We start from the raw sequence: 22556 nt of genomic DNA on the forward strand, positions 1-22556 counted from the left end.
TTCGCCCCCGGAGGGTGATCCCACCTGAAGGACCCCAGCCGCCACGGACCGTTTTCGTCTTCGCCCCCCGGAGGGGGTATCTCTCCCAAAGGACCCAGCCGCCACGGACCGTCACAGAGACCGAGACGGTCGTGGGACGAATCCCCAGGGGGTCACCGCGCTAGGGGACGTCCTCTTCGCCCGTGTCCAGGGGCGGGAGGGCGGCCATCGCCTGTTCGCGGTCGCCGCCGCTAGCTTGGAGCAGGTCCACCACGATCGACCGGTACTGCGCGACCATCACCCCGGCCGAGAACCCCCATCGCTCATCCGCCACCTGCCGCGACGCCACCGCCAGGATCGCCTCGCGGGCCCGATCCGGCTCGTGCCCCAGGGCCAGCTCCTCCCGGAGCAGCTGGGTCGCGTCGGCCAGGTCGCGCAGCGCGCCCGGCATCCAGGCGGGCGGCGGGCTCTGCCCCTCGAGGGCCACGACGGCCCGCCTGGCCAGGACCCTGGCGTTCCTGACCGCGTGATCGAGCGGTACGGCGGCCCTCTCGTACCCCTCCAGCCGGTGGCGGCTCTGCCAGTGCAGCGGTGAGATGGTGGCGATCTCCCAGCTGGTCCCCAGCGCTTGCCGGAAGGTGTCCACGCTCGTCTGCGTCCCCCGCGCGGCCTCCAGCGCCTCGGCCGCCAGGCCGGGGTCAGACTTCTCGATCGCCTCCGCGATCCGCCGCAGCGCGTCGCCCAGCGCCTCGAACATCCCCGACGCCTGCCTGGCCACCAGGGCGAACGGGCTGGCCGGCAGCAGGGCCATCGCGATGATCCCCATGACACCGCCGACCAGCGCGTCGAGCATCCTGTTGACCCCGCCGACGCCCGTCGGGGGCAGCAGGGTGGCGACGAGTACCGCCGAGGACCCGGCCTGCAGGACGATCAGGGAACCGCTGTCCAGGAGCACGCCCATGGCCATCGCCAGCGCCACCACGAGCGCGATCTGCCAGGCGCCCGAGCCGATCCAGGACACCAGCACGTCGCCGACTCCCACGCCGAGGCTGACCCCGACGACCATCTCGACCATCCGGCGCCGCCGCTGCCCGAGGCCCACGCCGATGCAGATGATCACCGCGATCGGCGCGAAGAACGGGCTGGGGTGCCCAAGTACGTCCTTGGCCACCAACCAGGCCAGCGCCGCGGCCACGGCACACTGCCCGACCGTCGGCGCCATCAGGACCAGCCTGCTCAGCCGGCGTTTCACCTGCACGAACCCTCGCCTACCCAGCTTGCGGCGCTCCATCGGCCAGGAACTCGTCCACGGCCCGCAGGAACGCCGCCCGCGCGGAGACGTGGATGAGATGCCCGACCTCGATCGTGACCAGCTCGGCCCCCGGAATCCGCTCGGCCACCGCCTCGACGTCGAGATGGCTGGCCCCCGACAGGACCAGCGTCGGCGCGGTGATCGAGGCGAGCCCTTCGGCCCACGCCGGATCGGGCGCGAGGAACTGCCGCTCGGTCTCGTGCACCATCCGCCAGTCGAAGCCGGGCGACTCGCCCTCCTCCACGATCGGCGGGCGGTTCTTCATCGCGTACGGCGGCGCCGGATCCTCCAGGACCAGCCGCTCGACGCGATCGGGCCACGTCATGGCCACGAGATAGGCCACCGCTCCGCCCAGCGAGTGCCCCACCAGCGTCGCCCGCTCGAAACCCAGCTCGTCCAGCAGCGCGACGACGTCGCGCGCCATGTCGGCCAGCGCGTACGCGCCCGGGTAGTCGCTGGCGCCGTGCCCCCGCAGGTCGATGGCGAAGACGTGATAGCGGGCGGCGAAGTGCTGGGTGATGCCGTTCCAGTCGTTGTGGTCGGCGGTCCGCCCGTGGATGAGCACCAGCGGGGGAGCGGCCGGGTCGCCCTCCTCGCGATAGACGAGCTTGATCCCGTTTACGTGCGCTTCGCGAATCACACAGGTGACCCTATCCCCGAGGCCGGCCGCCACGTTGGGCAGACATTGCCGGTGAGAGCCCGATCGGCTGGTGGATAGCGTGTTCTGCGTGCCGCCGGGGTAGGTCTGGGAGTCGCGCGTGTTCGCCACCGGACCGCTGAACCGCTGAACCGCTGAACCACCGAATCGTCGAATAGGGGTTGTGATGCCGGATCCGATAGAAGTGCGCAAGGTGCCGATCGAGAGCGTGACGGACGCCTCCGGCCTGGCCCGGCTGATCGACGACGGGGTGATCGAGGCGCACCGGGTGCTCGCGGTGATCGGCAAGACCGAGGGCAACGGGGGTGTGAACGACTACACCCGGATCCTGGCCGACCGGGCTTTCCGTGAGGTGCTGGCGGCCAAGGGGCATCCGGCGCCGGAGACCGTACCCCTGGTGTGGTCCGGAGGGACGGACGGCGTGCTCAGCCCGCACGCCACCGTGTTCGCCACCACCGACCCGGCCGGCGCGCCGCGATCGGATGAGCCGCGCGTGTCGGTCGGCGTGGCGATGAGCGACGTGATCCTCCCGGAGGACATCGGCCGCCCGGCGATGGTGGAGAAGGTCGCGGCCGGGGTGCGCGAGGCGATGAAGATCGCGGGCATCGACGACCCGCGCGACGTCCACTACGTGCAGACCAAGACGCCCCTGCTCACCCTGGCCACCATCACCGACGCCAAGAGCCGTGGCCAGGACACCGCCATCGAGGAGACCGGCCCCTCCATGGACCTGTCGAACTCCACCACGGCCCTCGGCATCGCCGTCGCCCTCGGCGAGATCGAACCGCCGCGGGCCGACCAGATCCACAAGGACCTGTCCCTGTACTCCTCGGTGGCCTCGTGCTCGTCCGGGGTCGAGCTGGACCGGGCGCAGATCGTGCTGGTGGGCAACGTACGGGGAATCGGCGGGCGCTACCGGATCGGCCACGGCGTGATGCGGGACGCCCTGGACGCCGACGGCATCTGGGACGCGATCCGCGACTCCGGCCTTCCGCTCCCCGAGCGGCCGCACCACACCGACCTCGGCGAGCGCCTGGTGAACGTCTTCATGAAGTGCGAGGCCGACCCCTCGGGCCGGGTCCGGGGGCGGCGCAACATCATGCTCGACGACTCCGACGTGCACTGGCACCGCCAGATCAAGGCCACGGTGGGGGGAGTGGCGGCGGCGGTCACCGGCGATCCGGCGGTGTTCGTCTCGGTCGCCGCCGTCCACCAGGGCCCGTCGGGCGGCGGCCCGGTCGCCGCCATCGCCGACCTGGGACAAGGGTAGTCTCGGGCGTTGTGCCCAGCATTCCGCAGCCACTCGACCCCGGCGACGACGGCACGGCCGCGCCCGCCGTGGCCGCCGCCCTGGCCTCCTACGAGCGAGGCGCGGCGGATGCCACCGAGGTGCTCAACGCCCTGACCGGCGCCCGGCTCCTTGTCCCCGTGGTCGCCCTGCTGACCGAGTCCGAGATGGGGGAGCATGGGCTGCGCCAGGAGAAGGAGAGCGAGATGGCGCTCCCCAAGCTCGTCGGCAAGGACGGCAGGGAGGCGGTGCCGGCGTTCACGGGCGCCGAGTCCCTGGCCAGATGGCGCCCCGACGCCCGGCCGATCCAGGCCACCCTGCTCCAGGTCTGCCGGGCCGCCGCCGGTGAGCGGGTCGCGGCGGTCGTGGTGGACGTGGCGGGGCCGGTGCCGTTCGTGATCGAGGGCGGCGTGCTGGAAGCGCTCGCCGCCGTCGAGTCCGGCACGCTCGACGAGGTCTCCGGCGTGACCGTGGCCCACGTCGAGCCGGTACGCAAGCGCCGCTGGTTCTCCAGGAAGTAGGGTTCGGCGAGTGGTGGCACTCGTCACGCTCCTCGGCCTGATCGTCGGCCGCTACATCAGGACGCTCGCCGGCTGCTTCGTACCGAACCCCCCGGACACCCGCGAGGAGGCCCACGCCGCCCTGGACGCCGTGCTGCGCACGGTGCCCGTGCCGCGCTGGCCGCCCACCGTCGAGGTGGCCACCGCCGCCGTCGCCGCCCTGGTCGCCTGGCGCGCGGGCCTGCCGTACGTCTACTTCGCCCTGGCAGGTACGGCCCTGGCGCTCATCGACTGGCGGACCACGAGGCTGCCCGACGTGATCACGCTGCCGTCGTACCCGATCCTGGCGCTGACCCTGCTGCCCACGGGGGAACTGCCCAGGGCGCTGCTGGGCGCGCTGGCGCTGGCCGCCGCGTACGCCGTGCTCTGGTTCGCCCGCCCGGAGGCGATGGGTCTGGGCGACGTCAAGCTCGCCGGGCTGATCGGCATGGCGGCCGCGGCGATGAGCTGGCAGGCGTGGGTCGTCGCGGCCGTCGCGGGCCAGCTGTCAGGCGCTCTCTACGCCATCGTCCTGCTCCTCACCAGACGCGCCACTCGCGACACACAGTTCCCTTTCGGCCCGTTCATGCTGCTCGGCGCCTTCACGGCGCTCTGTCTCGGCCAGTGAACACCGGACATCCCACTAGGCGGCACGTGGAAGACTTGTACGCATGTTGCGCTGGTTGACCGCCGGAGAGTCCCACGGCCCCGAGCTCGTAGCCGTCATGGAAGGCCTGCCGGCCGGGGTCGAGGTGACCACGGCCGCCATAGACGAGGCCCTGCGCCGCCGCCGGCTCGGCTATGGCCGCGGCGCCCGGATGAAGTTCGAGCAGGACCAGGTGACGATCGCCGGCGGCGTCCGGCACGGCCGCACGATGGGCAGCCCGATCGCCGTCCGCATCGGCAACACCGAGTGGCCCAAGTGGGAGAAGGTCATGTCGGCCGACCCGGTCGACCCGGCCGAGCTCGACGGCCTGGCCAGGAACGCCCCCAGGTCGCGCCCCAGGCCGGGCCACGCCGATCTGGCCGGGATGCAGAAATACGGCTTCGACGACGCCCGCCAGGTCCTCGACCGGGCCAGTGCCCGCGAGACCGCGGCCCGTGTCGCGCTCGGCGAGGTGGCCAGGCGCTTCCTGAAGCAGGCGCTCGGCGTCGACATCGTCAGCCACGTCACCTCCATCGGCGGCGCCCAGACGCCCACCGAAAACCTGCCGGGCCCCAACGACCTGGCGCGCATCGACGCCGACCCCGTCAGGTGCGCCGACCCCGAGGGCAGTGCCGCGATGGTCGCCGTCATCGACCAGGCACACAAGGAGGGCGACACGCTCGGCGGCGTCGTCGAGGTGCTCGCCTACGGCCTGCCGCCCGGCCTGGGCAGCTACACCCATTGGGACCGCCGCCTCGACTCCCGGCTGGCCGGAGCGCTCATGGGCATCCAGGCCATCAAGGGTGTGGCGGTCGGCGACGGCTTCGAGACCGCGCGCCGGCCCGGCTCGCGCGCCCACGACGAGATCGAATACACCGCGGCCGACGGCGTCAAGCGCATCACCAACCGCGCGGGCGGCGTCGAGGGCGGCATGACCAACGGCGAGATCCTGCGGGTCAGCGCCGCGATGAAGCCCATCTCCACCGTCCCGCGGGCGCTGGCCACGATCGACGTCAAGACCGGCGAGGCGGCCAAGGCGCACCACGAGCGTTCCGACGTCTGCGCGGTCCCGGCCGCGGGCATCGTCGCCGAGGCCATGGTCGCGCTGGTGCTGGCCGACGCGGCGCTCGAGAAGTTCGGAGGCGACTCCGTCGAGGAGGTCGCCCGCAACCTGTCCGGCTACCTGTCATCGATGGTGATCAAATGATCAAGGCCGTGCTGATCGGCCCCCCGGGGTCCGGCAAGACCACCCTCGGCCGCCTGCTCGCCGGCCTGCTCGGCGTGTCGTTCCGCGACACCGACGCCGACGTCGAGGCCACCGCGGGCAAGCCCGTCGCCGACATCTTCATCGAGGAGGGCGAGGCCCGCTTCCGCGAGCTCGAGCTGCTGGCCGTACGTAAGGCGCTGGCCGAGCACGACGGCGTGCTGGCCCTGGGCGGCGGCGCGGTGCTCAACGAGGAGGCGCAGCGGCTCCTGGCCGGCCAGCCGGTCGTCTACCTCCAGGTCGGCCTGTCCGACGCGGTCCAGCGGGTGGGCCTGGCCTCCGCCCGGCCGCTGCTCGTGCTCAGCCCGCGCAGCCAGCTGAAGAAGCTCATGGAGGAGCGCCGCCCGATCTACGAGCGGCTCGCCGTCCTGACGGTCGTGACCGACAAGCGCGAGCCCGCCGAGCTGGCCGAAGAGATCATGAAGGGGCTCCCGTCGTGAGCGCGACCAGGATCGCCGTCCGCGGCGACAGCCCCTACGAGGTGGTGATCGGCACCGGCGTGCTGCCGGAGCTGGCCGGGCTGTTCAAGCCGGGCGTACGCACGGTCGCGGTCATCCACCCGGCGGGCCTGCCCGAGATCTCCCGCCCGGTCTGCGAGGCGCTGTCCGGCGCCGGATACGACGTGGTGGAGCTGCCCGTGCCCGACGGCGAGGCGGCCAAGTCGATCGAGGTGGCCGCCGAGCTCTGGTCCGCCCTGGGCCGCTACGGCGTGACCCGCTCCGATGCCGTCGTGGGCGTCGGCGGGGGAGCCACCACCGACCTGGCCGGGTTCATCGCCGCGACCTGGCTGCGCGGCGTCCAGGTGGTGCTGGTGCCGACGACCTTGCTGGCCATGGTCGACGCGGCGGTCGGCGGCAAGAACGGCATCGACACCCCCGAGGGCAAGAACCTCGTCGGCACCTTCCTGCCTCCGGCGGGCGTGCTGTGCGAGCTGAGCACGCTGTCGAGCATGCCGCGCGCCGACTACGCGGCCGGGCTCGCCGAGATCATCAAGGGCGGCTTCATCGCCGACCCCACCATCCTCATGCTGATCGAGGACGATCCCGACGCCGCCGCCACGCCCGAGGGGCCGCACACCCGCGAGCTGATCGAGCGGAAGATCCAGATCAAGGCCGACGTCGTCGGCGCCGACCTGCGCGAGGCCGGGCTGCGCGAGATCCTCAACTACGGTCACACGCTCGGCCACGCGATCGAGCGAGCCGAGCACTACACCATGCGCCACGGTGAGGCCATCGCCATCGGCATGGTGTTCGCCGCCGAGCTGTCCAGGCTCGACGGGCGCATCGGGATCGACCTGGTCGAGCGCACCCGGACCATCCTCACCTCGGTCGGCCTGCCCACGACCTACCGGGCCGACGCGTGGCCGCGACTGCGCGACCACATGCGGCTGGACAAGAAGAACCGGGGCGCCAAGCAGCGCTTCGTCGTGCTCGACGGGCTGGCGAAGCCGGGACGGCTGGAAGGGCCCTCCGAGGAGCTCCTGGAGGCCGCCTACCGGGCCGTAGGCCGGTGACGCTGCGGCAGCCGGCAGCGTCCCGGACCGCAGAGCCGGCGCCTTTCCCCCGATCGTCGTTCCTTAACCGTCTTCCGCTGGATTACTTTGCACGCGTGTCGGGGTGGCGGCGGGCGTGGCGGCGGGGTTCGCACTACAGTCAGATGTCCTGACGCACCACGGCACGGCGGAGATGAACAGCAGGTCATGAGGCAATATCGCTCTTTCGTGGCTCTTGGTGACAGCTTTACCGAAGGTCTCAACGACCCCGGCACCAATGGCCACTACCGTGGCTGGGCCGACCGGGTGGCCGAGCGGCTGGCGGCCGACGATCCGTCCTTCCGCTACGCGAACCTGGCCGTGCGCGGCCGGCTGCTCGAGCAGATCGTCACCGAGCAGGTGCCGATCGCCGTCGAGATGGCGCCCGACCTCGTCAGCCTGTGTGCGGGCGGCAACGACCTGCTGCGGCCGGGCAGCGACCCCGACGTGATGGCCAAGCGGCTCGCCCGCGCCGTGCGCGACCTGCGGGCCACCGGCGCCGACGTGCTGCTGTTCACCGGCGTCGACCCGCGCGACACGCCGGTGATGCGGCGGCTGCGCGGCCGCTTCGCGATCTTCTATCTGCATGTACGCTCCATCGCCGACCTGTACGGGTGCCGGCTCGTCGACCAGTGGTCCATGCAGGGGCTGCGGGATTGGCGGGCGTGGAGCGAGGACCGGCTGCACATGAACCAGGACGGGCACCGCCTGGTGGCCGCCCGGGTCCTCGACGTGCTGGGCGTGCCGTTCGACGACTGGCACAAGGTGTGGCCCGAGCGCACCATAGACCCGCGCGCCCGGCGCCGCGAGGACGCGCAGTGGATCCGCGAGCACCTGGTGCCGTGGGTGACCCGCCGCCTGCGCGGCGCCTCCTCGGGCGACGGCCTTGACCCGAAACGCCCCGACCTCGCCCCCTGGGTCCACTGACCAGCCCAGCCCGCTGACCGGCACGGCCCGCTGACCGGCACGGCTCCCTGCCCAGCACGGCTCTCAAAACCCCTGCCGGGCAGGCGGGGGCGGGTCAGTCTTCCGTGGCCAGGCGCTTGAGGGCGGCTCGGGGGATCGCCGGGTCCGTGGTGCGCCAGAACGGTGGCAGGGAGCCCAGCAGGAAGCCGCTGTAGCGGGCGGTGGCCAGACGCGGGTCGAGGACGGCGATGACGCCCTTGTCGTGCTGGGCGCGCAGCAGCCGCCCGGTGCCCTGGGCGAGCAGCAGGGCGGCGTGCGTGGCGGCGACCGTCATGAAGCCGTTGCCGCCCTTGGCCGCCACGTGCCGTTGCCGGGCCGAGGTGAGCGGGTCGTCGGGGCGCGGGAACGGGACCCGGTCGATGATGACCAGCCGCAGCGACGGGCCGGGGACGTCGACGCCCTGCCACAGCGACAGCGTGCCGAACAGGCAGGTCGCCTCGTCCTCGGCGAACTGCTTGACCAGCAGCATCGTGGAGTCGTCGCCCTGGCACAGCAGCGGCACGTCGAGCCGGTCGCGCAGCGCCTCGGTGGCGGCCTTGGCGGCCCGCATCGAGGAGAACAGGCCGAGCGTGCGCCCGCCCGCCGCCTCGATCAGCTCGGCGATCTCGTCGAGGTAGGCCTGCGGCAGGCCGTCACGGCCCGGCTGTGGCAGGTGCTTGGCCACGTACAGGATGCCCGCCCGTGGATGGTCGAACGGCGAGCCGACGTCGATGCCCTGCCAGCCCTTGTCGCCCAGGCCCCACTGGCGGGCCAGGCCGTCGAAGGTGCCGCCGAGCGCCAGCGTGGCCGAGGTGAGGACCACGGTGCGGTCGCCGAAGAGCCGGTCGCGCAGCATGCCGCCCACGTTGAGCGGGGCCACCCGCAGCACGGGCGGGCGCCGGTCGGTGGCGCCCTCCAGCCACACCACCTCGGCCCGGTCCTCCTCCGAGGCGTGGCCGTAGGCCTCGAGCATGCGCACCGCCGTGTCGTGCACCTCGTCGAGCGCGGTGAAGGCGGCCTTGCGCTGGCCGGCTCTGTCCGGATCGTCCTTGTCGCCGCCGCGCGGGCCGAGCGCCGAGACGCACCGCGCCGAGGCGTCGCGCACCAGCGCCAGCGTGAGCCCGAGCACTTCGGGCAGCTCGTCGACGCGTCCGGGGGGAGCGGCGGCCAGCAGCGCCTTGAGGTCTTCGGCCGCCTCCATGAGCTGGTCGGCGATCGGCTGCTCGATGAGCCGGCCGACCCGGCGCACGGCGAGCGCGGCCGAGCTCTCCGACAGTTCGGAGGTCACCACCGAGGTCACCCGGTCGACGAGTTCGTGGGCCTCGTCGACGACCACCATGGCGTGCTCGGGCAGCACCGGGATGTCGCCCATCGCGTCGATCGCCAGCAGCGCGTGGTTGGTGACGACCACGTCGACCTCGCCGGCCCGGCTCCTGGCCAGCTCGGCGAAGCACTCGGCGCCGCTGGGGCAGCGAGTGGCGCCCAGGCACTCCTGAGCGCTGACCGAGAACTGCCGCCACGCCTGCTCGTTGACCCCGGGCACCAGCTCGTCGCGGTCGCCGGTCTCGGTCTCCTCGGCCCACTCCTGGATGCGCTGGACCATCCGGCCCGTCGCGCCGACCTCGCGGGGGTCGAAGAGCTGGTCCTGCTCGTCGTCCTCGGGCCAGCCCGCCGTCGCCTTGTAGCGGCACAGGTAGTTGCGCCGGCCCTTGAGGATCGCGAACGTCGGCTCGTGCGGCAACTCCTTGCCGAGCGCCTCGGCCAGCCGTGGCAGGTCGCGGTCCACGAGCTGCCGCTGGAGCGCGATCGTGGCCGTCGAGATGACCACCGGCTTGTCGGCCTCCATGGCGTGCCTGATCGAGGGCACCAGGTAGGCGAGCGACTTTCCGGTGCCGGTGCCGGCCTGGACCGCCAGATGTTCCTCTTCTTCGATGGCCCGTTGTACGGCCTGCACCATCGTGATCTGGCCCCGCCGTTCGCTCCCTCCGAGAGCGCTGACCGCGATGCTGAGCAGTTCTTCGGCTGAGGGAAGATGGGAGTCCGGCACGGCAGTAAACGGTACCTGCAATCGGGGGTCGACGCGCCGAACGCCGTGTGATCGTGCAGACGCATCCCGGCGTTCTGGGACGTCCACAGCGGCTCGCGTGGCACACTGAACGATCGGAACTCCAACTGGCCCAAAAGACCTACCTGGAAGTGGCCAGTGGGGTATGAGGTCAGATGGGGAGAGCCGGTTCAGTAGGGTTTACCGGGGTTGAGTGGACGGATAAAGGCTGGTTAAAGCAGTATGTCTGCCATGTCGGAAGTTGTCCCGTTGCCGTCGTTCGGCGAAGTGTTCTTCGATGCTCGAGGTCAGGAGCGGTGTCTCCGGGTCACGTGGCATGAGGGCACCCTGGTGCTCAGCCTGTGGCGAGGTGAGATGTGCACCGCCAGCTTCCGCATGCCGATGGACGATGTCGGCCGGTTGCTCGACACCCTCGATGACGGGTTCGCCGAGGCCACGGGCGAGCAGCCCGCCGTGCCCGCGCACGACCCGGGCACCGAGGTGATCCCCGGCACCGGCCAATACCAACGGCCGCACCAGAGCTCTCCACCGCCGCCGCACGAGGACCGGCCCACCGCCGCTCTGTCCCCCAACGACGTCCTGGTGGCCAGGGGCGCCCCGCCGCCTCAGGACAAGCTGGTCGCCTCCTACGGCGAGACGACCGCGCCGGCGCCGCGCGAGCCTCTTGGCCAGCAGTACGGCCAGCAGGGCTCCTACGGCGCGCAGCAGTACGGCCAGCCGAATCCCCGCGAGCCGTTCACCGGCCCCCAGTACACCGAGCCCGAGCCGCCCGAGCCCTTCACCGGCCCGCAGTACGCGGTCCCCGCCGCCCCGGACCCCTATAGCGGCGCCCCCCAGTACACCGGCGACCCCTTCACCGGCCCCCAGCAGCCCCAGCAGTACGCGCAGCCGGCGCCGGTCCAGGACCCCGGCGAGCCCGTCTACCAGATGCCCGGCAATCGCCGCAGGCAGGCGCCCAACACCGACCCGCTCGGCTTCCCCTCCCAAACGGCCGCGCCGAGCCGGCCGCAGCCCGAGCCCTTCGCCCAGCAGCCGCACGACCCCTATGGCCAGCGCGGATACCAGCAGCAACCGGCGCAGCAGCCGGACCCGGCCGGTCTCGGCACCCCGATGCACGGCATTCCGGGTGCGGGCCGGCCCCGGGAGCCCATCACCTACGCCAAGCGCGACGCGTACCCGCCGACGCAGGTGCCCTACCCCTCCACGGACGGCTTCCCCGCCTACCAGACCCCGCCCAACCCGGTCGACCCGCTGTTCTCGATGGGAAGCAACCAGCAGCAGGGGACGCCGTACCAGACGGACCTGTCCCGGCCCTACGTGGGCGACCCGATGTTCTCCACCGGTGAGCGGCTCCGTCCCGACCAGGAGTACGACGACGACAGGGACCGCCGCAGGGAGTGGTGAGCCCGAGGCGGGCGGCCCATCTCATGAGCGGTACGCTGCCTTCGCGTGCCCGTGCCGAGGTGGAGGAGCGCCGTGAACCCCACGATGGGCCTGCAACTGCTGCTGGTGGCGGCAGGGGCGGTCGCGGTCGCCGCCGTCGCCCGGCGCAAGGGCTGGCCGGCGCCGCTGTTGCTGGTGGCCGCCGGGCTGCTGGTCTCGCCGCTGGTGCCCGCCGTGCCGCTGGACCCGCAGCTGGTGCTGTTCGTGTTCCTGCCGCCGCTGCTCTACTCGGCCGCGCTCGACAGCTCCTACCTGCGCCTGCGTGACGTCAAGCGGGCCGTGGCGCTGCTGTCGGTCGGGCTGGTGCTGTTCACGACGGCCGTCGTCGGGCTGGTCGTCCACCTGCTGCTGCCCGATCTGCCGCTGGCGGCGGCGTTCGCGCTGGGCGCCATCATCGCGCCGCCCGACGCCGTGGCCGCCGTCGCGGTCGGCCGGCGGCTCGGGCTGCCGCGCCGGGCGCTGACGATCCTCATCGGCGAGAGCCTGTTCAACGACGCGACCGCGCTGACCCTCTACCGCGTGGCGATCGGCGCCGCCGTGGGCGGCACGGTGGACCTGCTCGACGGGGTCGGCGAGTTCCTCTACTCGGCGGCGGCCGGGGTGGCGATCGGGCTGGCGCTGGCGTTCCTGTTCGCCTGGGTGTTCCGGCACACCCGCGACTCCCTGGTCGAGAACACGCTGATGCTGCTGATCCCGTTCGCCGCCTACCTGGCGGCCGAGTCGGTGCACGCCTCGGGCGTCATCGCAGTGGTGATCGTCGGGCTCTATCTCGGCAACCAGATGCACAAGCGGGGGTTCGGCACCCGGCTGGTGTCCGACGCGGTGTGGAAGGTGACCGACTTCTTCCTGGAGGCGATCGTCTTCGCGCTGATCGGCCTGCAGCTGGTCACGGTGATCAAGGGGATCGGCGGCTACGGCGCCTGGGAGGTCGCGCTGTACGCGGTCGTCGTGTTCCTGGTGACCGTACTGTCGAGGTTCGTGTGGATGTTCCCCGTCACGTACCTGACGTGGCTGTTCACCGGGAGGCGCAGGAACGAACCGGCGCCCGAGCCCGCGCCGACCGTGATCATCAGCTGGGCGGGCATGCGCGGGGTCGTCTCGCTGGCCGCCGCCTTCGCCATTCCGGTCGGCATGCCCGACCGCGACATCCTGCTCTTCCTCACCTTCACCACCGTGATAGGCACGCTGCTCGTGCAGGGCACGACGTTCCCCGCGCTGATCAGGCGGCTGCGCGTGTCGAGCGAGCAGGAGCAGTATGAGGACAGGCTGGCCGAGGCGGCGGCGCAGCAGGCCGCGCTCGCCGCGGGCACCGAGGTGCTCGACGGGCTGATCGAGGCCGAAGGCGAGCCCGACGAGATCCAGAAGCAGGTCATCGACCAGCTCAGGGAGAAGTCGTGGCGGCGCTCGCTGACCGCGTGGGAGCGTCTGGGCGGCGGCACCGCTCAAGGAGGCGCCGAGACGCCCAGCACGCTCTATCGCCGGTTGCGCCGGGAGATGCTGCAGGCCGAGCGCGAGACGTTCGTCCGGCTACGCGACGAACGCCGCCTCGACGACGAGGTGCTGCGCGAGGTGATGGCCGAGCTCGACTTCGAGGAGGCCATCCTGGAGCGTTAGGCCGTGCCGGGCCATCGCGTTGTCAGCGTCAGGCCCGCATCAGGCCATCGCGTTGTCGACGAAGCACCACTTCCAGCTCTCGCCCGGCTCGTACGACTGCATCACCGGGTGCGAGGTGGCGTGGAAGTGCTTGGTGGCGTGCTTGTTGGGTGAGGAGTCGCAGCACCCGATATGACCGCACTCCAGGCAGCGGCGCAGGTGCACCCACCGGCCACCCGCCGCCAGGCACTCCTCGCAGCCCTCGGGCGTGCGCGGGGCCGGGTCGTCCGCTTGGGAAATATGCTCACACGTTGCCATAGGTGAAATCCTAGAGCTTCTGCGGCACGGCCATTTGCCGGCACCCCTCCCCGCTTGGGCCCGCCGGGGCGTGAACCCGTTGGGTAGGTTCGGAGTATGCGTCGCCTCAAAAGTCAGTTCGTGCCCCTTGCCGCCCTCACCATGTTCGTCTTCGCCGCGGGCTGCGGTGAGGTCAACAACACCATCGACAAGGCCCAGTCCTGCCTGGAGGCCCCCAAGATCGTCACCGAGCTGGGCGCCAAGCTCACCGAACTGAAGGACGACCCGAAGGCCATGGAGAAGGCCCTCGACGACAGCGCCGCCAAGCTCAACGAGGTGGCCGACAAGGCCGCCAACACCACGCTCAAGCAGGCCTCCGACGACCTGGCCAAGACACTGAGCGGCATCAACGTCAAGGACGTCAACGACGCCGTCGACGCGGCCCAGAAGGTCGGCTCCGAGACCGCCGCCTACCTGGAGAAGGTCGCCAAGGCCTGCGGCGGCTAACCCGGCTTCTCTAGGGGGAATGTGTGCCAATTAGCGTCGTTCGTATGGAGCCTGACCCGCGTTTCACGCTCGCGAACGAGCGTACTTTCCTCACATGGCTGAGCACCGCGCTGGCACTCAGCGCCGGGGGCGTCGCCATGGCGGCGCTCCCCGACCACTTGTTCGTCCCCTGGGTGCGCACCGCCCTGGCCGTGGTCCTGGTCTCGCTCTCCGCGCTGGCGGCGGGCATGGCCTATCCGCGCTGGCGCAACATCCAGCGCGCGCTGCGCGAGCGCGCGCCGCTGCCGCCGCCCGCCCTGGCCGCCGTCTTCGGCTACGGCGTGGCGGCGGTGGCGGTGATCGCCCTGGTGGTCATCGTGATGGGCGCCTGATCCGCCCATGTCCGAGGAGATCTGGGACCCCGGGCTGCAGAGCGAGCGGACCCGCCTGGCCTGGGTACGCACCGCCGTGGCCCTGTCGTCGGGCGGGCTCGGCGCGATGGGCCTGTCCGCGCGGCACGCGCTGCCCCTCGCCGTCGTCGTTACGTTCGTACCGGCCGCGCTCTGCGGCGCCGCGCTGCTGCTCAGGACCAGGACCCGGTTCCGCCGCGTCCAGGAGGCGCTGCACGGCGGCCGGCCCGTCGATGCCGGGCTCGACGCGCTGTTCGCCTGGCTCGGCACGCTCAGCGTGGCGGCCGGAGCGCTCGCGTTCGTCCTGGCTCTCGCCTAGCTGGTACGGGCGGTCACATCCTGACCTGGTCATCCGATGCCGCGCAGCCGGGTCCCGTCCTTCTCCAGCGAGCCCACGACGAGCAGGCCCGGTCCCGTCATGAGCCGGGCCGTGGTGTTGCGGCCGCAGCTCGATCCGCACCCTGAGGGGTCATAGGGTTGCCGGGCGCGTACTTGGCCGGTGGCGACGTCGAGCGCGAGCAGCAGCAGAGCGGGTCGGGCCGGGTCGTCCGCCGCGTCCTCCGCCGGGCCCAGCAGCAGGTACGCGATGCCGTCGCGGCTCACCGCGTCGATCGGCGCCCAGCCCGCAAGCTCGGTCATCCGCTGCTTCCAGCGCACCCGGCCCGTGGCCAGGTCCACGCCGATGGCCGGCTCGCCCGGATAGATGATCGTGTCGTCCGCGACCAGCGGGAACCGGTAGTGCTCCAGCTGCTCGGACGGCAGCGGGTGCTCCGCCGTCATCGCGCCGGTGTCCGCGTTGAGCAGCGCCGCGGACCGCGTCGCCGTCTTCTCGTCGGCCGATGTCCGGGAGTACGCGACCCAGAATCGGTCTCCGGCCGAATGGATCGGCAGTTCCAGTCCCAGGGGCCGCGTTCCCGCGCTGACCGGTGGCCTCCATGTCCAGCGTTGCCGCCCGTCGGTGGTGGACAGCGCGATCACCATGTCCGCCTCGGGCCTGCCGCGGCAGCCGGCCAGCAGCGCGGCGACGGGACCGGCCACCGCCACCGCCGTGGCGACCTCACGGCAGCCGTTCTCGAGCTTCGCCGTGCTCCACCGCCACAGGGGCAGCCCGTCGCGGCGATTCAGCGCGACGAGCTCGCCGCCCAGGGCGGTGTTGTCGAGCAGCAGCACCTCACCGCCGTCGACCAGGCGGGGCAGCCCGGCGACCGGGCTCATCCGTAGCTCGCGCCGCCAGCGCTCCTGGCCGGTGACGGTGTCCAGGGCCACCACCAGCGCGCCGGTGAAGAAGTGGTACGACAGGACGGTCATGAGACCGTCGGAGGTGACCACGACGCCCGCGAGGTCCTCGTCCCTGGTGACGTCGTCACGCTCATAGGACCACAGCGGGCGGCCGGTGACGGCGTCCAGCGCACGTACGCCCCCGCCCTCCGGGACGATCACGTGGCGACCCGCGGTGACGGGCTCGACGATCAGCCGGAACGGGTCCGAGGATGCCTGCCAGCGATAGCGGTCGAGCTGGGATGGCGGGGCACTGGGTAAGGCGGGCAGCGCCGTGCTGGTGGTGTGCCGGACGAAGCGGCCCTCGGTGTACCAGCCGACGGCGGGGACGGCGCCGAGCCCCACGAGCAGCAGGACCGCCGAAGCCGCGGCGATCGGGATCGGTGCCCGGCGCGGCGGCGTACGGCGGATCGGGAGCAGCGGCGGTGTACGGCGGGCCGGGAGCAGCGGCGATCTACGGCGGATCGGGAGGAGCAGTAGCCAGCCGGCGGCAGTGGCGGCGCAGGCGAGCACGGTCAGCGGCCCGCCCGCTCGGATGCCTTCGTCCGGGGTGATGTCCAGCAGGACCACCGTGGCGATCCCACCGGCCAGGAGGGCGGCGCCCGCGGCCGTCAGCGGCGCGCCGATGGATCTGCCCGCCGTTGGGCTGTTGTCGGCTGTCGTGCGGGCCGACAAGGCTCCGCCGCCGCGCGCGACTTCGAGCCTCGTCGCCGTCGCGTCATCCCGGCGCATGGCCAACAGCGCCATTCCGGCGCTGGTCACCGGCACGAGAGCCAGGATCACGACCCACGTCGTCGTGTCCGGGGGATCCTTGGCCAGGCCGGCCCAGGACCACGGAACGAACAACGCCGCCACGACACCGATCCCGCCGAGCGCGACCAGGCCCGCGCCGGTCAGCCGTACCATCGCCCGCCAGTCCATTGATCCTCCCCTGGGGGCGCCGATCACAAGGCCCCGCGAGCCTATTCGTCACGTCGGTCCCAATGGATCACTGCCGCCTGGATCAGTCCGCCACCAAGGTGAGCATGCCGCCGGGCTCGCTGCGGATCCGGCCCCCGAAACCGCGGCCTACCCTGTCGAGGGTCGCGCGAAGCCACTCGGCGTCGTCGGGTGCGGCGTGGCTGAGCCGTATGCGCCGGACCCGCAGCGGCGCCATGCGCAGGGCGGCGAGCCGTCCGGAGTCCGGATCGAGCGAGGCGAGGTAGAGCAACCGCAGGTCGCCGCGGTACTCCTCGTACCCGCCGATCCCCTCGTAGTCGTCGATCATGTCGCCGCAGCCGTACAGCACCAGGTGGCCGCGGTAGATCTCGATCGGGCGCGGATGGTGCGAGGAGTGCCCGTGCACCACGTCGACGCCGCCTTCGATGAGGGCGTGCGCGAATTCGATCTGCTCCCGGGAGACCCAATACCCCCAGTTGGAGCCCCAATGGATGGAGGCCACCGCGATATCGCCGGGCCGCTTGGCCCGCCGTACCCGTTCGGTGATGTCGGCCGCGGCGGCCGGCGACGGCTGCGGCACGTAGTCGACGCCGGAGCGGTCCGGGGCCGCCGCCCAGTCCGGTGGCACACCACTGGACGGCATGCCGAACGAGAACACCAGCACGCGCCGCCCTCCCGGCACAGACACGGCCACCGGACGGCGCGCCTCCTCCAGGTCCCTGCCCGCCCCGGCGGCCGCGAGCCCGGCGGCGGCCAGCGCGTCGAGCGTCTCGGCGAGCCCGTCGCGTCCGAAGTCCAGCAGGTGGTTGTTCGCCAGTACGCAGACGTCCGGCCGCGCCACGGCCAGGCAGGGAAGGTTGGCGGGGTTCATGCGGTAGTGGATGGCCTTGCCCGGAGCGTACGCGCCGCTCGTGGTCACCGTCGTCTCCAGGTTGACCACCCGGACGGCCCGCGCGTGCGCGTCCAGGATCGACAGCGCGTCACCCCAGGGCCAGGAGAAGCCGACGGGGCGCGGAATCGGTCCGTTGACCGCCTCGGCGAGCTCGACGTAGACGCGTGCGTCGTCGATGTGCGGCTCGCGCAGGGCGGGATCACCGGGATGCGGCAGGACCTGGTCCACACCTCGGCCGAGCATGACGTCGCCGCAGAGACACAGGGTCACCAGGTCAGCGCCCATGCCTCCATGGTATGGCGGCTGTCATCGGGGGCGGTTGCCAGTTCGCGACAAATAGGACGACACTCGAAGGAGGGGGTGACTCATGGAAGAAGAGCTCAAGATCCTGCCATTCGAGTGCCGCGGGTGCTGGCATGTGTGGGAAGAGGAATACCTCGTCAGGCGCTTCGACGATCGTCACGGCAACGAGCGCGAGATCTGGTTGCGCTCCGGTGTGCCGGTCCCACCGCCTTCGTCGGGCGCCATCTGTCCCAACTGCGGCTGCCAGCAGGCGATCATGTTCCCGGAGGGCTATCTCAGCCGGCATCCCGAGCTGAGGCCACCGGCCGAGCCGGTAACGCCCGACGCGACACCGCTCCTCAGTCCGGTTCAGAGGCGGGTTTACCCGCTCTAACCTGACAGTAGGTGAGCATTTCATAGCCCTGAGTGTCATAGTGCCGTCTTGTCGGGTGACGGGGCGGGGTGGACACTCTAATCGGATGGTGGCACGTGACCGGGGGTGGTCCTGGTGCGCGATGGGTTCAACACCCAGGAGACATGGCCTTTCGAGTGCATGCGCTGTTTACATGTCTGGGAAGAGGAGTACGTCGTCAGGCATCTCATGGACGACTACGGCAACGAGGTGACGATCTGGCTGCGGGGCGGCGTGACCGTGCAACCGCCCTGGTCAGGCATGTCCTGTCCGGGCTGCGGGGCGTACCACGTCACGTCGTTCCCGACGGGATATCTGTCACGCCACCCTGAGCTGGTGCCGGTGCCGGTGCCGGTGCCGGTGCCGGAGCCCGTGGTGGAGGCGCCCGCCGTGTCCGCCGGGTCCGCGGCGGCGGCGAGGCGGGTGCCCATGACACGGGCACCCCTCCCCGGCCGGCTTCTGCTGGCGGTCGGCCTGCCCGTGGCGTTGTTCGTCGGCTACGAGCTGTACGAGAACATGACGCGCGTGGTGCACCCGCACTGACGACAAGGACAGTGGGGTGCACTGCACCCCACTGTCCTGTCGTCAGCTGCTGAGGCTGTCCAGCCAGGCCTGGTGCAGGCCGGCGAAGCGGCCGGAGGCGGCGATGAGGCGGTCCGGCGGGCCGTCCTCGACGATCTCGCCACTCTCCATGACCAGCACCCGGTCGGCGATCTCCACGGTCGACAGCCGGTGCGCGATGATCAGCGCCGTGCGGTCGGCCAGGATCGTGCGCAGCGCCCGCTGCACCAGCCGCTCGCTCGGCACGTCGAGGCTGGAGGTCGCCTCGTCGAGGATGAGCACCGCCGGATCGGCCAGGAACGCCCTGGCGAAGGCCACCAGCTGACGCTGACCGGCCGACATGCGCCCGCCCCGCTTGCCCACCTCGGTGTCGTAGCCGTTGGGCAGCGCGGAGATGAACTCGTGCGCGCCGATCGCCTTGGCGGCCTCGCGTACCTCACGGTCGGACGCGCCGGGGCGGCCGAACCTGATGTTGTCGGCGACCGTACCGCTGAACAGGAAGTTCTCCTGCGTCACCATGACCACGGCCTTGCGCAGCGTGGGCTCGTCGAGCGTGCGCAGATCGACGCCGTCGAGCAGGACGCGGCCCGCGGTCGGGTCGTAGAAGCGGGAGATCAGCTTGGCCAGCGTCGTCTTGCCCGCGCCCGTCGAGCCGACCAGCGCGACGCTCTGCCCCGCCGGAATCGTCAGGTCCAGCCCCGGCAGGATCGGCCGGTCCTCGACGTAGGCGAACCTGACGCTCTCGAACCTGACCTTGCCGCGGGCCTTGGGCAGCGCCGCCGGCTCGCGCGGCTCCGGTACGGCCGGCTCCTCCTCCAGCACGCCCGACAGCTTCTCCAGCGCGGCGCCCGCCGACTGGAGCGTGTTGTAGAACTGGCTGATCTCCTGCATCGGCTCGTAGAACTGGCGCAGGTAGAGCAGGAACGCCGCCAGCACACCGACCGTGACCTCGCCGTGGAGCGCCAGCCAGCCGCCGTAGACCAGCACGACCGCCACGGTCACGTTGCCGATCAGCTTGATGCCGGGCATGAACACCGCGATGAGGTGCATGCTGCTGGCGTTGGCGCCACGGTAGTCGTCGTTGAGCTGCTTGAAGATCTCCTGGTTGCGCGGCTCCCGGCGGAACGCCTGCACGGCGCGGATGCCGGTCATCGACTCCACGAAGTGCACGATGACCAGCGCCACCGTCTCCCTGGTACGCCGGTAGACGATCGCCGACTGGCGCCGGAACCACCGGGTGAACAGCAGCAGCAACGGCAGCGGGATCAGCGCCACCAGGCCCAGGTGGACGTCGAGCACCAGCAGCAGCGCGGCCGTGCCGAACATGGTGAGCACGGCGGTGACCAGGCCGTCGAAGCCCGACTGCAGTAGTTCGGCGATGGCGTCGATGTCGGAGGTGAGCCGGGAGATGACGCGGCCGGAGGTGTACTTCTCGTGGAAGCTCAGCGACAGCCGCTGGAAGTGGTCGAAGACCCGCCTGCGCAGCTCCAGCAGGATGTTCTGGCCGATGCGGCCCGCCATCTGCAGGAACACCTGCCGGGTGAGGGCCTGCGTCACCGCCGCCGCCAGGATGACGCCGACGACGGTCAGCAGCGTGCCTGGGCCGGTGCCCTTGAGCATCGGCGGGATGCCCGCGTCGATGCCCACCTTCACCAGGTAGGGGATCGCCAGGCCCGCCAGGTTGGACACGATGATGATCCCGGTGAGCAGCGCGATCGCCTGGCGGTGCGGCGTGAGCAGGTCGCCGAGCAGCCTTCGGGAGCGCTCCCGAAGTAACACCGTCACAGTCTCGGACAGGTCGTCCTGGTTCTCGGAGGCGACACCCCGCCAGTCGGCCGCGCTCGACGTCGTCGTGGTGGTCGTCATCGCAGGGCTCCTTCCGAAGGGTCGAAGTCGGCGTCCTGGGCGAGCAGCTCGCGGTATTCGGGCACCTCGTCCAGCAGGTCGTGATGCCGTCCGACGTGCGTGATCGTGCCGTCTCTGAGCAGCGCCACCTTGTCGGCCAGCAGGACCGTGGAGGCGCGGTGGGCGACCACGATGCCGGTCGCCTCGCGCAGCACGTGGCGCAGCGCCTCCTCCACCAGCGCCTCGGTCTCGACGTCGAGCGCGGACAGCGTGTCGTCGAGGACCAGGATCCGTGGCCTGCTCAGTACGGCCCGCGCCAGAGCGAGGCGCTGCCGCTGGCCGCCGGACAGGGACATGCCCTGCTCGCCGATCCGGGTGTCGAGGCCCCACGGCAGGTCGTACACGAACATGGCCTGGGCGGTGCGGATGGCCTCGTCGAGCTCCTCCTCGGTGGCGTCCTGGCGGCCGAGCGTGAGGTTCTCGCGCACGCTCATCGAGAACAGCGTCGGCTCCTCGAACGCCGTGGCCACCACCTCGCGCAGCGCGGGCAGCGACAGGTCGCGTACGTCGTGGCCGTCGATCGTCACCCGGCCCGCGGTGGGGTCGATGAGCCGGGGTACGAGCGAGGTCATCGTCGTCTTGCCCGAGCCGGTGGCGCCGACGATGGCCACCGTCTCGCCCGGGCGTACCTCGAGCCACACGTCACGCAGCACCGGCTGGTCGGAGTCGGGGAAGCGGAACTCCACCCCCTCGAAGCGGAGGTGGCCGCGCGGCCGCTCGATCGACCCGGAACCGCCCTCGATGGCCGGGACCGTGTCCATGACCTCCATGACCCGGTCGGCGGAGGTCATCGCCTCCTGGGCCATCGCCAGGATGTAGCCGAGGCTGGCGACCGGCCAGACCAGCTGCAGCATCAGCGTGGTGAAGGCGACCAGCGTGCCCAGCGTCAGCGAGCCGCCGCCGACGGCCAGCGCGCCGAGCAGCAGGACCAGGGCGAGGGTGAAGTTGGGGATCACCTCGAGGAAGGTGAAGAAGCGGGCCGACAGCCGCACCTTGTCCATCGAGGTGCCGTAGACCTTGCGCGCCGAGTCGTCGAACTGGTCGAACACGTGGTGACGGCGGCCGAACGCCTTGATCGTCCGGATGCCGATCGCCGACTCCTCGACGACCGTGGCGAGGTCTCCCTGCTCGTCCTGCACCTGGCGGGAGATCCTGATGTACTTCTTCTCGAAGCTCAGGGACACCAGGATGATCGGCACCGCCGACGCGGCCACCAGCAGCCCGAGCGGCCAGTACATGTTGAGCAGCAGCACCGTCACGGTGGTCAGCTGCAGGATGTTCATGACCAGGAAGAGCATGCCGAAGCCGAGGAAGCGGCGGATCGTCGACAGGTCGGTGGTGGCCCGCGACAGCAGCTGGCCCGACTGCCAGTCGCCGTGGAAGCCCATCGGCAGGCGCTGCAGGTGCGCGTAGAGGTCGTCGCGGATCTGGGTCTCCAGCCCGAGGACCGGGCCGGTCTGCGTCCAGCGCCTGAAGAAGATCAGGAACGCTTCGAGCACGCCCACGCCCAGAGCGACGAGGCCGAGGGGGAGCAGGGCGCCGGAGTCGCCGTGGAGCACGGGACCGTCGACGACCTCTTTGCCGACGAGAGGCAGGGCGATGCTCGCCCCGATGCCGATGATCGCGGCCAGCCAGATGAAGACCAACCTGGTGACATAGGGGCGGAGATAGGGCTTCATCCGCCACAGGGCATTGGAGGAGAGAGAGGTGAAGATGGGCAGGGGACGGCGAGGAGAACGCGTATCGGGAGGCATCCCATCCAGGCTAATACGTTGGATCAACCGATTTTCTGGCGCCCACCGCCTGCTCCCTGCGGCCAAAGCGGAACAGT

22 protein-coding genes are annotated in these 22556 nt (G+C 71.2%); 14 read left to right on the plus strand and 8 right to left on the minus strand.

Annotated elements, in window-relative coordinates; all coding sequences use genetic code 11:
• Positions 1 to 160: 160 nt before the first annotated feature.
• Positions 161 to 1231 (minus strand): FUSC family protein, encoded by a 1071-nt coding sequence (locus tag AB0B64_RS07765; RefSeq protein WP_358175500.1) that lies wholly within the window; start codon positions 1229 to 1231, stop codon positions 161 to 163.
• Between the two features lie 16 nt (positions 1232 to 1247).
• Positions 1248 to 1931 (minus strand): alpha/beta fold hydrolase, encoded by a 684-nt coding sequence (locus AB0B64_RS07770; protein WP_357941286.1) that lies wholly within the window; start codon positions 1929 to 1931, stop codon positions 1248 to 1250.
• Positions 1932 to 2115: 184 nt separating this feature from the next.
• Between AB0B64_RS07770 and AB0B64_RS07775 the strand changes: the two genes are divergently transcribed.
• From AB0B64_RS07775 to AB0B64_RS07805, 7 genes are all read left to right on the plus strand, one after another.
• A complete protein-coding gene (locus AB0B64_RS07775) occupies positions 2116 to 3219 on the plus strand; it encodes a ring-opening amidohydrolase (RefSeq protein WP_357941288.1) in 1104 nt (367 codons plus the stop codon).
• An 11-nt stretch (positions 3220 to 3230) separates the two neighbouring features.
• Entirely contained in the window at positions 3231 to 3758 is a 528-nt protein-coding gene (locus AB0B64_RS07780) for an SseB family protein (protein ID WP_357941290.1), read from the plus strand.
• 10 nt (positions 3759 to 3768) lie between these two features.
• Positions 3769 to 4404 (plus strand): A24 family peptidase, encoded by a 636-nt coding sequence (locus AB0B64_RS07785; protein WP_358175503.1) that lies wholly within the window; start codon positions 3769 to 3771, stop codon positions 4402 to 4404.
• A gap of 43 nt (positions 4405 to 4447) precedes the next feature.
• Positions 4448 to 5629: a chorismate synthase gene (gene aroC / locus AB0B64_RS07790; protein WP_357941294.1), complete on the plus strand. Its 1182-nt coding sequence runs from the start codon at positions 4448 to 4450 to the stop codon at positions 5627 to 5629.
• Positions 5626 to 6126: a shikimate kinase gene (locus AB0B64_RS07795; protein ID WP_357941296.1), complete on the plus strand. Its 501-nt coding sequence runs from the start codon at positions 5626 to 5628 to the stop codon at positions 6124 to 6126. Before aroC ends, AB0B64_RS07795 begins: the two co-directional genes overlap by 4 nt.
• Positions 6123 to 7199: a 3-dehydroquinate synthase gene (gene aroB, locus AB0B64_RS07800; RefSeq protein ID WP_357941298.1), complete on the plus strand. Its 1077-nt coding sequence runs from the start codon at positions 6123 to 6125 to the stop codon at positions 7197 to 7199. The genes AB0B64_RS07795 and aroB overlap by 4 nt, the downstream gene beginning before the upstream one ends.
• Positions 7200 to 7385: 186 nt before the next feature.
• On the plus strand, positions 7386 to 8144 hold the full coding sequence (locus AB0B64_RS07805; protein WP_358175506.1) for an SGNH/GDSL hydrolase family protein: 759 nt from the start codon (positions 7386 to 7388) through the stop codon (positions 8142 to 8144).
• A gap of 94 nt (positions 8145 to 8238) precedes the next feature.
• On the opposite strand, the gene AB0B64_RS07810 is transcribed toward AB0B64_RS07805, so the two are convergent.
• Positions 8239 to 10209 carry an ATP-dependent DNA helicase gene (locus AB0B64_RS07810; RefSeq protein WP_358175508.1) on the minus strand — a complete coding sequence of 657 codons (1971 nt, stop codon included), beginning with the start codon at positions 10207 to 10209 and terminating at the stop codon, positions 8239 to 8241.
• 249 nt (positions 10210 to 10458) lie between these two features.
• Here AB0B64_RS07810 and AB0B64_RS07815 point away from each other — a divergent pair, with 249 nt between their 5' ends.
• Both AB0B64_RS07815 and AB0B64_RS07820 read left to right on the plus strand, forming a co-directional pair.
• The gene (locus AB0B64_RS07815) at positions 10459 to 11631 is read left to right on the plus strand and encodes a hypothetical protein (protein ID WP_357941304.1); all 1173 of its coding nucleotides are present in this window, start codon (positions 10459 to 10461) and stop codon (positions 11629 to 11631) included.
• Between the two features lie 72 nt (positions 11632 to 11703).
• The gene (locus tag AB0B64_RS07820; RefSeq protein ID WP_358175511.1) at positions 11704 to 13284 is read left to right on the plus strand and encodes a Na+/H+ antiporter; all 1581 of its coding nucleotides are present in this window, start codon (positions 11704 to 11706) and stop codon (positions 13282 to 13284) included.
• 39 nt (positions 13285 to 13323) lie between these two features.
• On the opposite strand, the gene AB0B64_RS07825 is transcribed toward AB0B64_RS07820, so the two are convergent.
• A complete protein-coding gene (locus AB0B64_RS07825; protein WP_357941308.1) occupies positions 13324 to 13581 on the minus strand; it encodes a UBP-type zinc finger domain-containing protein in 258 nt (85 codons plus the stop codon).
• Between the two features lie 96 nt (positions 13582 to 13677).
• Between AB0B64_RS07825 and AB0B64_RS07830 the strand changes: the two genes are divergently transcribed.
• Genes AB0B64_RS07830 through AB0B64_RS07840 form a run of 3 tightly spaced genes read left to right on the plus strand, consistent with a single transcriptional unit; the run spans position 13678 to position 14775 of the window.
• Positions 13678 to 14067 carry a hypothetical protein gene (locus AB0B64_RS07830; RefSeq protein ID WP_358175514.1) on the plus strand — a complete coding sequence of 130 codons (390 nt, stop codon included), beginning with the start codon at positions 13678 to 13680 and terminating at the stop codon, positions 14065 to 14067.
• Positions 14068 to 14111: 44 nt separating this feature from the next.
• Complete coding sequence (locus AB0B64_RS07835; RefSeq protein ID WP_225289460.1) at positions 14112 to 14438, plus strand: DUF202 domain-containing protein; 327 nt, start codon at positions 14112 to 14114, stop codon at positions 14436 to 14438.
• A 7-nt stretch (positions 14439 to 14445) separates the two neighbouring features.
• Positions 14446 to 14775 carry a DUF202 domain-containing protein gene (locus AB0B64_RS07840; RefSeq protein ID WP_358175517.1) on the plus strand — a complete coding sequence of 110 codons (330 nt, stop codon included), beginning with the start codon at positions 14446 to 14448 and terminating at the stop codon, positions 14773 to 14775.
• Positions 14776 to 14804: 29 nt separating this feature from the next.
• Here the strand turns inward: AB0B64_RS07840 and AB0B64_RS07845 are convergent, their stop codons facing one another.
• Positions 14805 to 16655 carry a PQQ-binding-like beta-propeller repeat protein gene (locus AB0B64_RS07845; RefSeq protein ID WP_358175520.1) on the minus strand — a complete coding sequence of 617 codons (1851 nt, stop codon included), beginning with the start codon at positions 16653 to 16655 and terminating at the stop codon, positions 14805 to 14807.
• Between the two features lie 82 nt (positions 16656 to 16737).
• Positions 16738 to 17850, minus strand: coding sequence for a CapA family protein (locus AB0B64_RS07850; RefSeq protein WP_358175522.1), 1113 nt, complete (start codon positions 17848 to 17850; stop codon positions 16738 to 16740).
• 82 nt (positions 17851 to 17932) lie between these two features.
• Between AB0B64_RS07850 and AB0B64_RS07855 the strand changes: the two genes are divergently transcribed.
• Together AB0B64_RS07855 and AB0B64_RS07860 are read left to right on the plus strand one after the other, a co-directional pair.
• A complete protein-coding gene (locus tag AB0B64_RS07855; RefSeq protein ID WP_358175525.1) occupies positions 17933 to 18241 on the plus strand; it encodes a hypothetical protein in 309 nt (102 codons plus the stop codon).
• A gap of 114 nt (positions 18242 to 18355) precedes the next feature.
• Positions 18356 to 18802 carry a hypothetical protein gene (locus AB0B64_RS07860; protein WP_358175528.1) on the plus strand — a complete coding sequence of 149 codons (447 nt, stop codon included), beginning with the start codon at positions 18356 to 18358 and terminating at the stop codon, positions 18800 to 18802.
• Between the two features lie 42 nt (positions 18803 to 18844).
• Here AB0B64_RS07860 and AB0B64_RS07865 read toward each other — a convergent pair whose 3' ends face one another.
• Together AB0B64_RS07865 and AB0B64_RS07870 are read right to left on the minus strand one after the other, a co-directional pair.
• Entirely contained in the window at positions 18845 to 20686 is a 1842-nt protein-coding gene (locus AB0B64_RS07865) for an ABC transporter ATP-binding protein (protein ID WP_358175531.1), read from the minus strand.
• A complete protein-coding gene (locus tag AB0B64_RS07870; RefSeq protein ID WP_357941321.1) occupies positions 20683 to 22404 on the minus strand; it encodes an ABC transporter ATP-binding protein in 1722 nt (573 codons plus the stop codon). The genes AB0B64_RS07865 and AB0B64_RS07870 overlap by 4 nt, the downstream gene beginning before the upstream one ends.
• Positions 22405 to 22556: the final 152 nt, after the last annotated feature.

Origin of the sequence: Nonomuraea sp. NPDC049129 (assembly GCF_040648495.1) — a bacterium.
In the GTDB taxonomy this organism is placed as follows: domain Bacteria; phylum Actinomycetota; class Actinomycetes; order Streptosporangiales; family Streptosporangiaceae; genus Nonomuraea.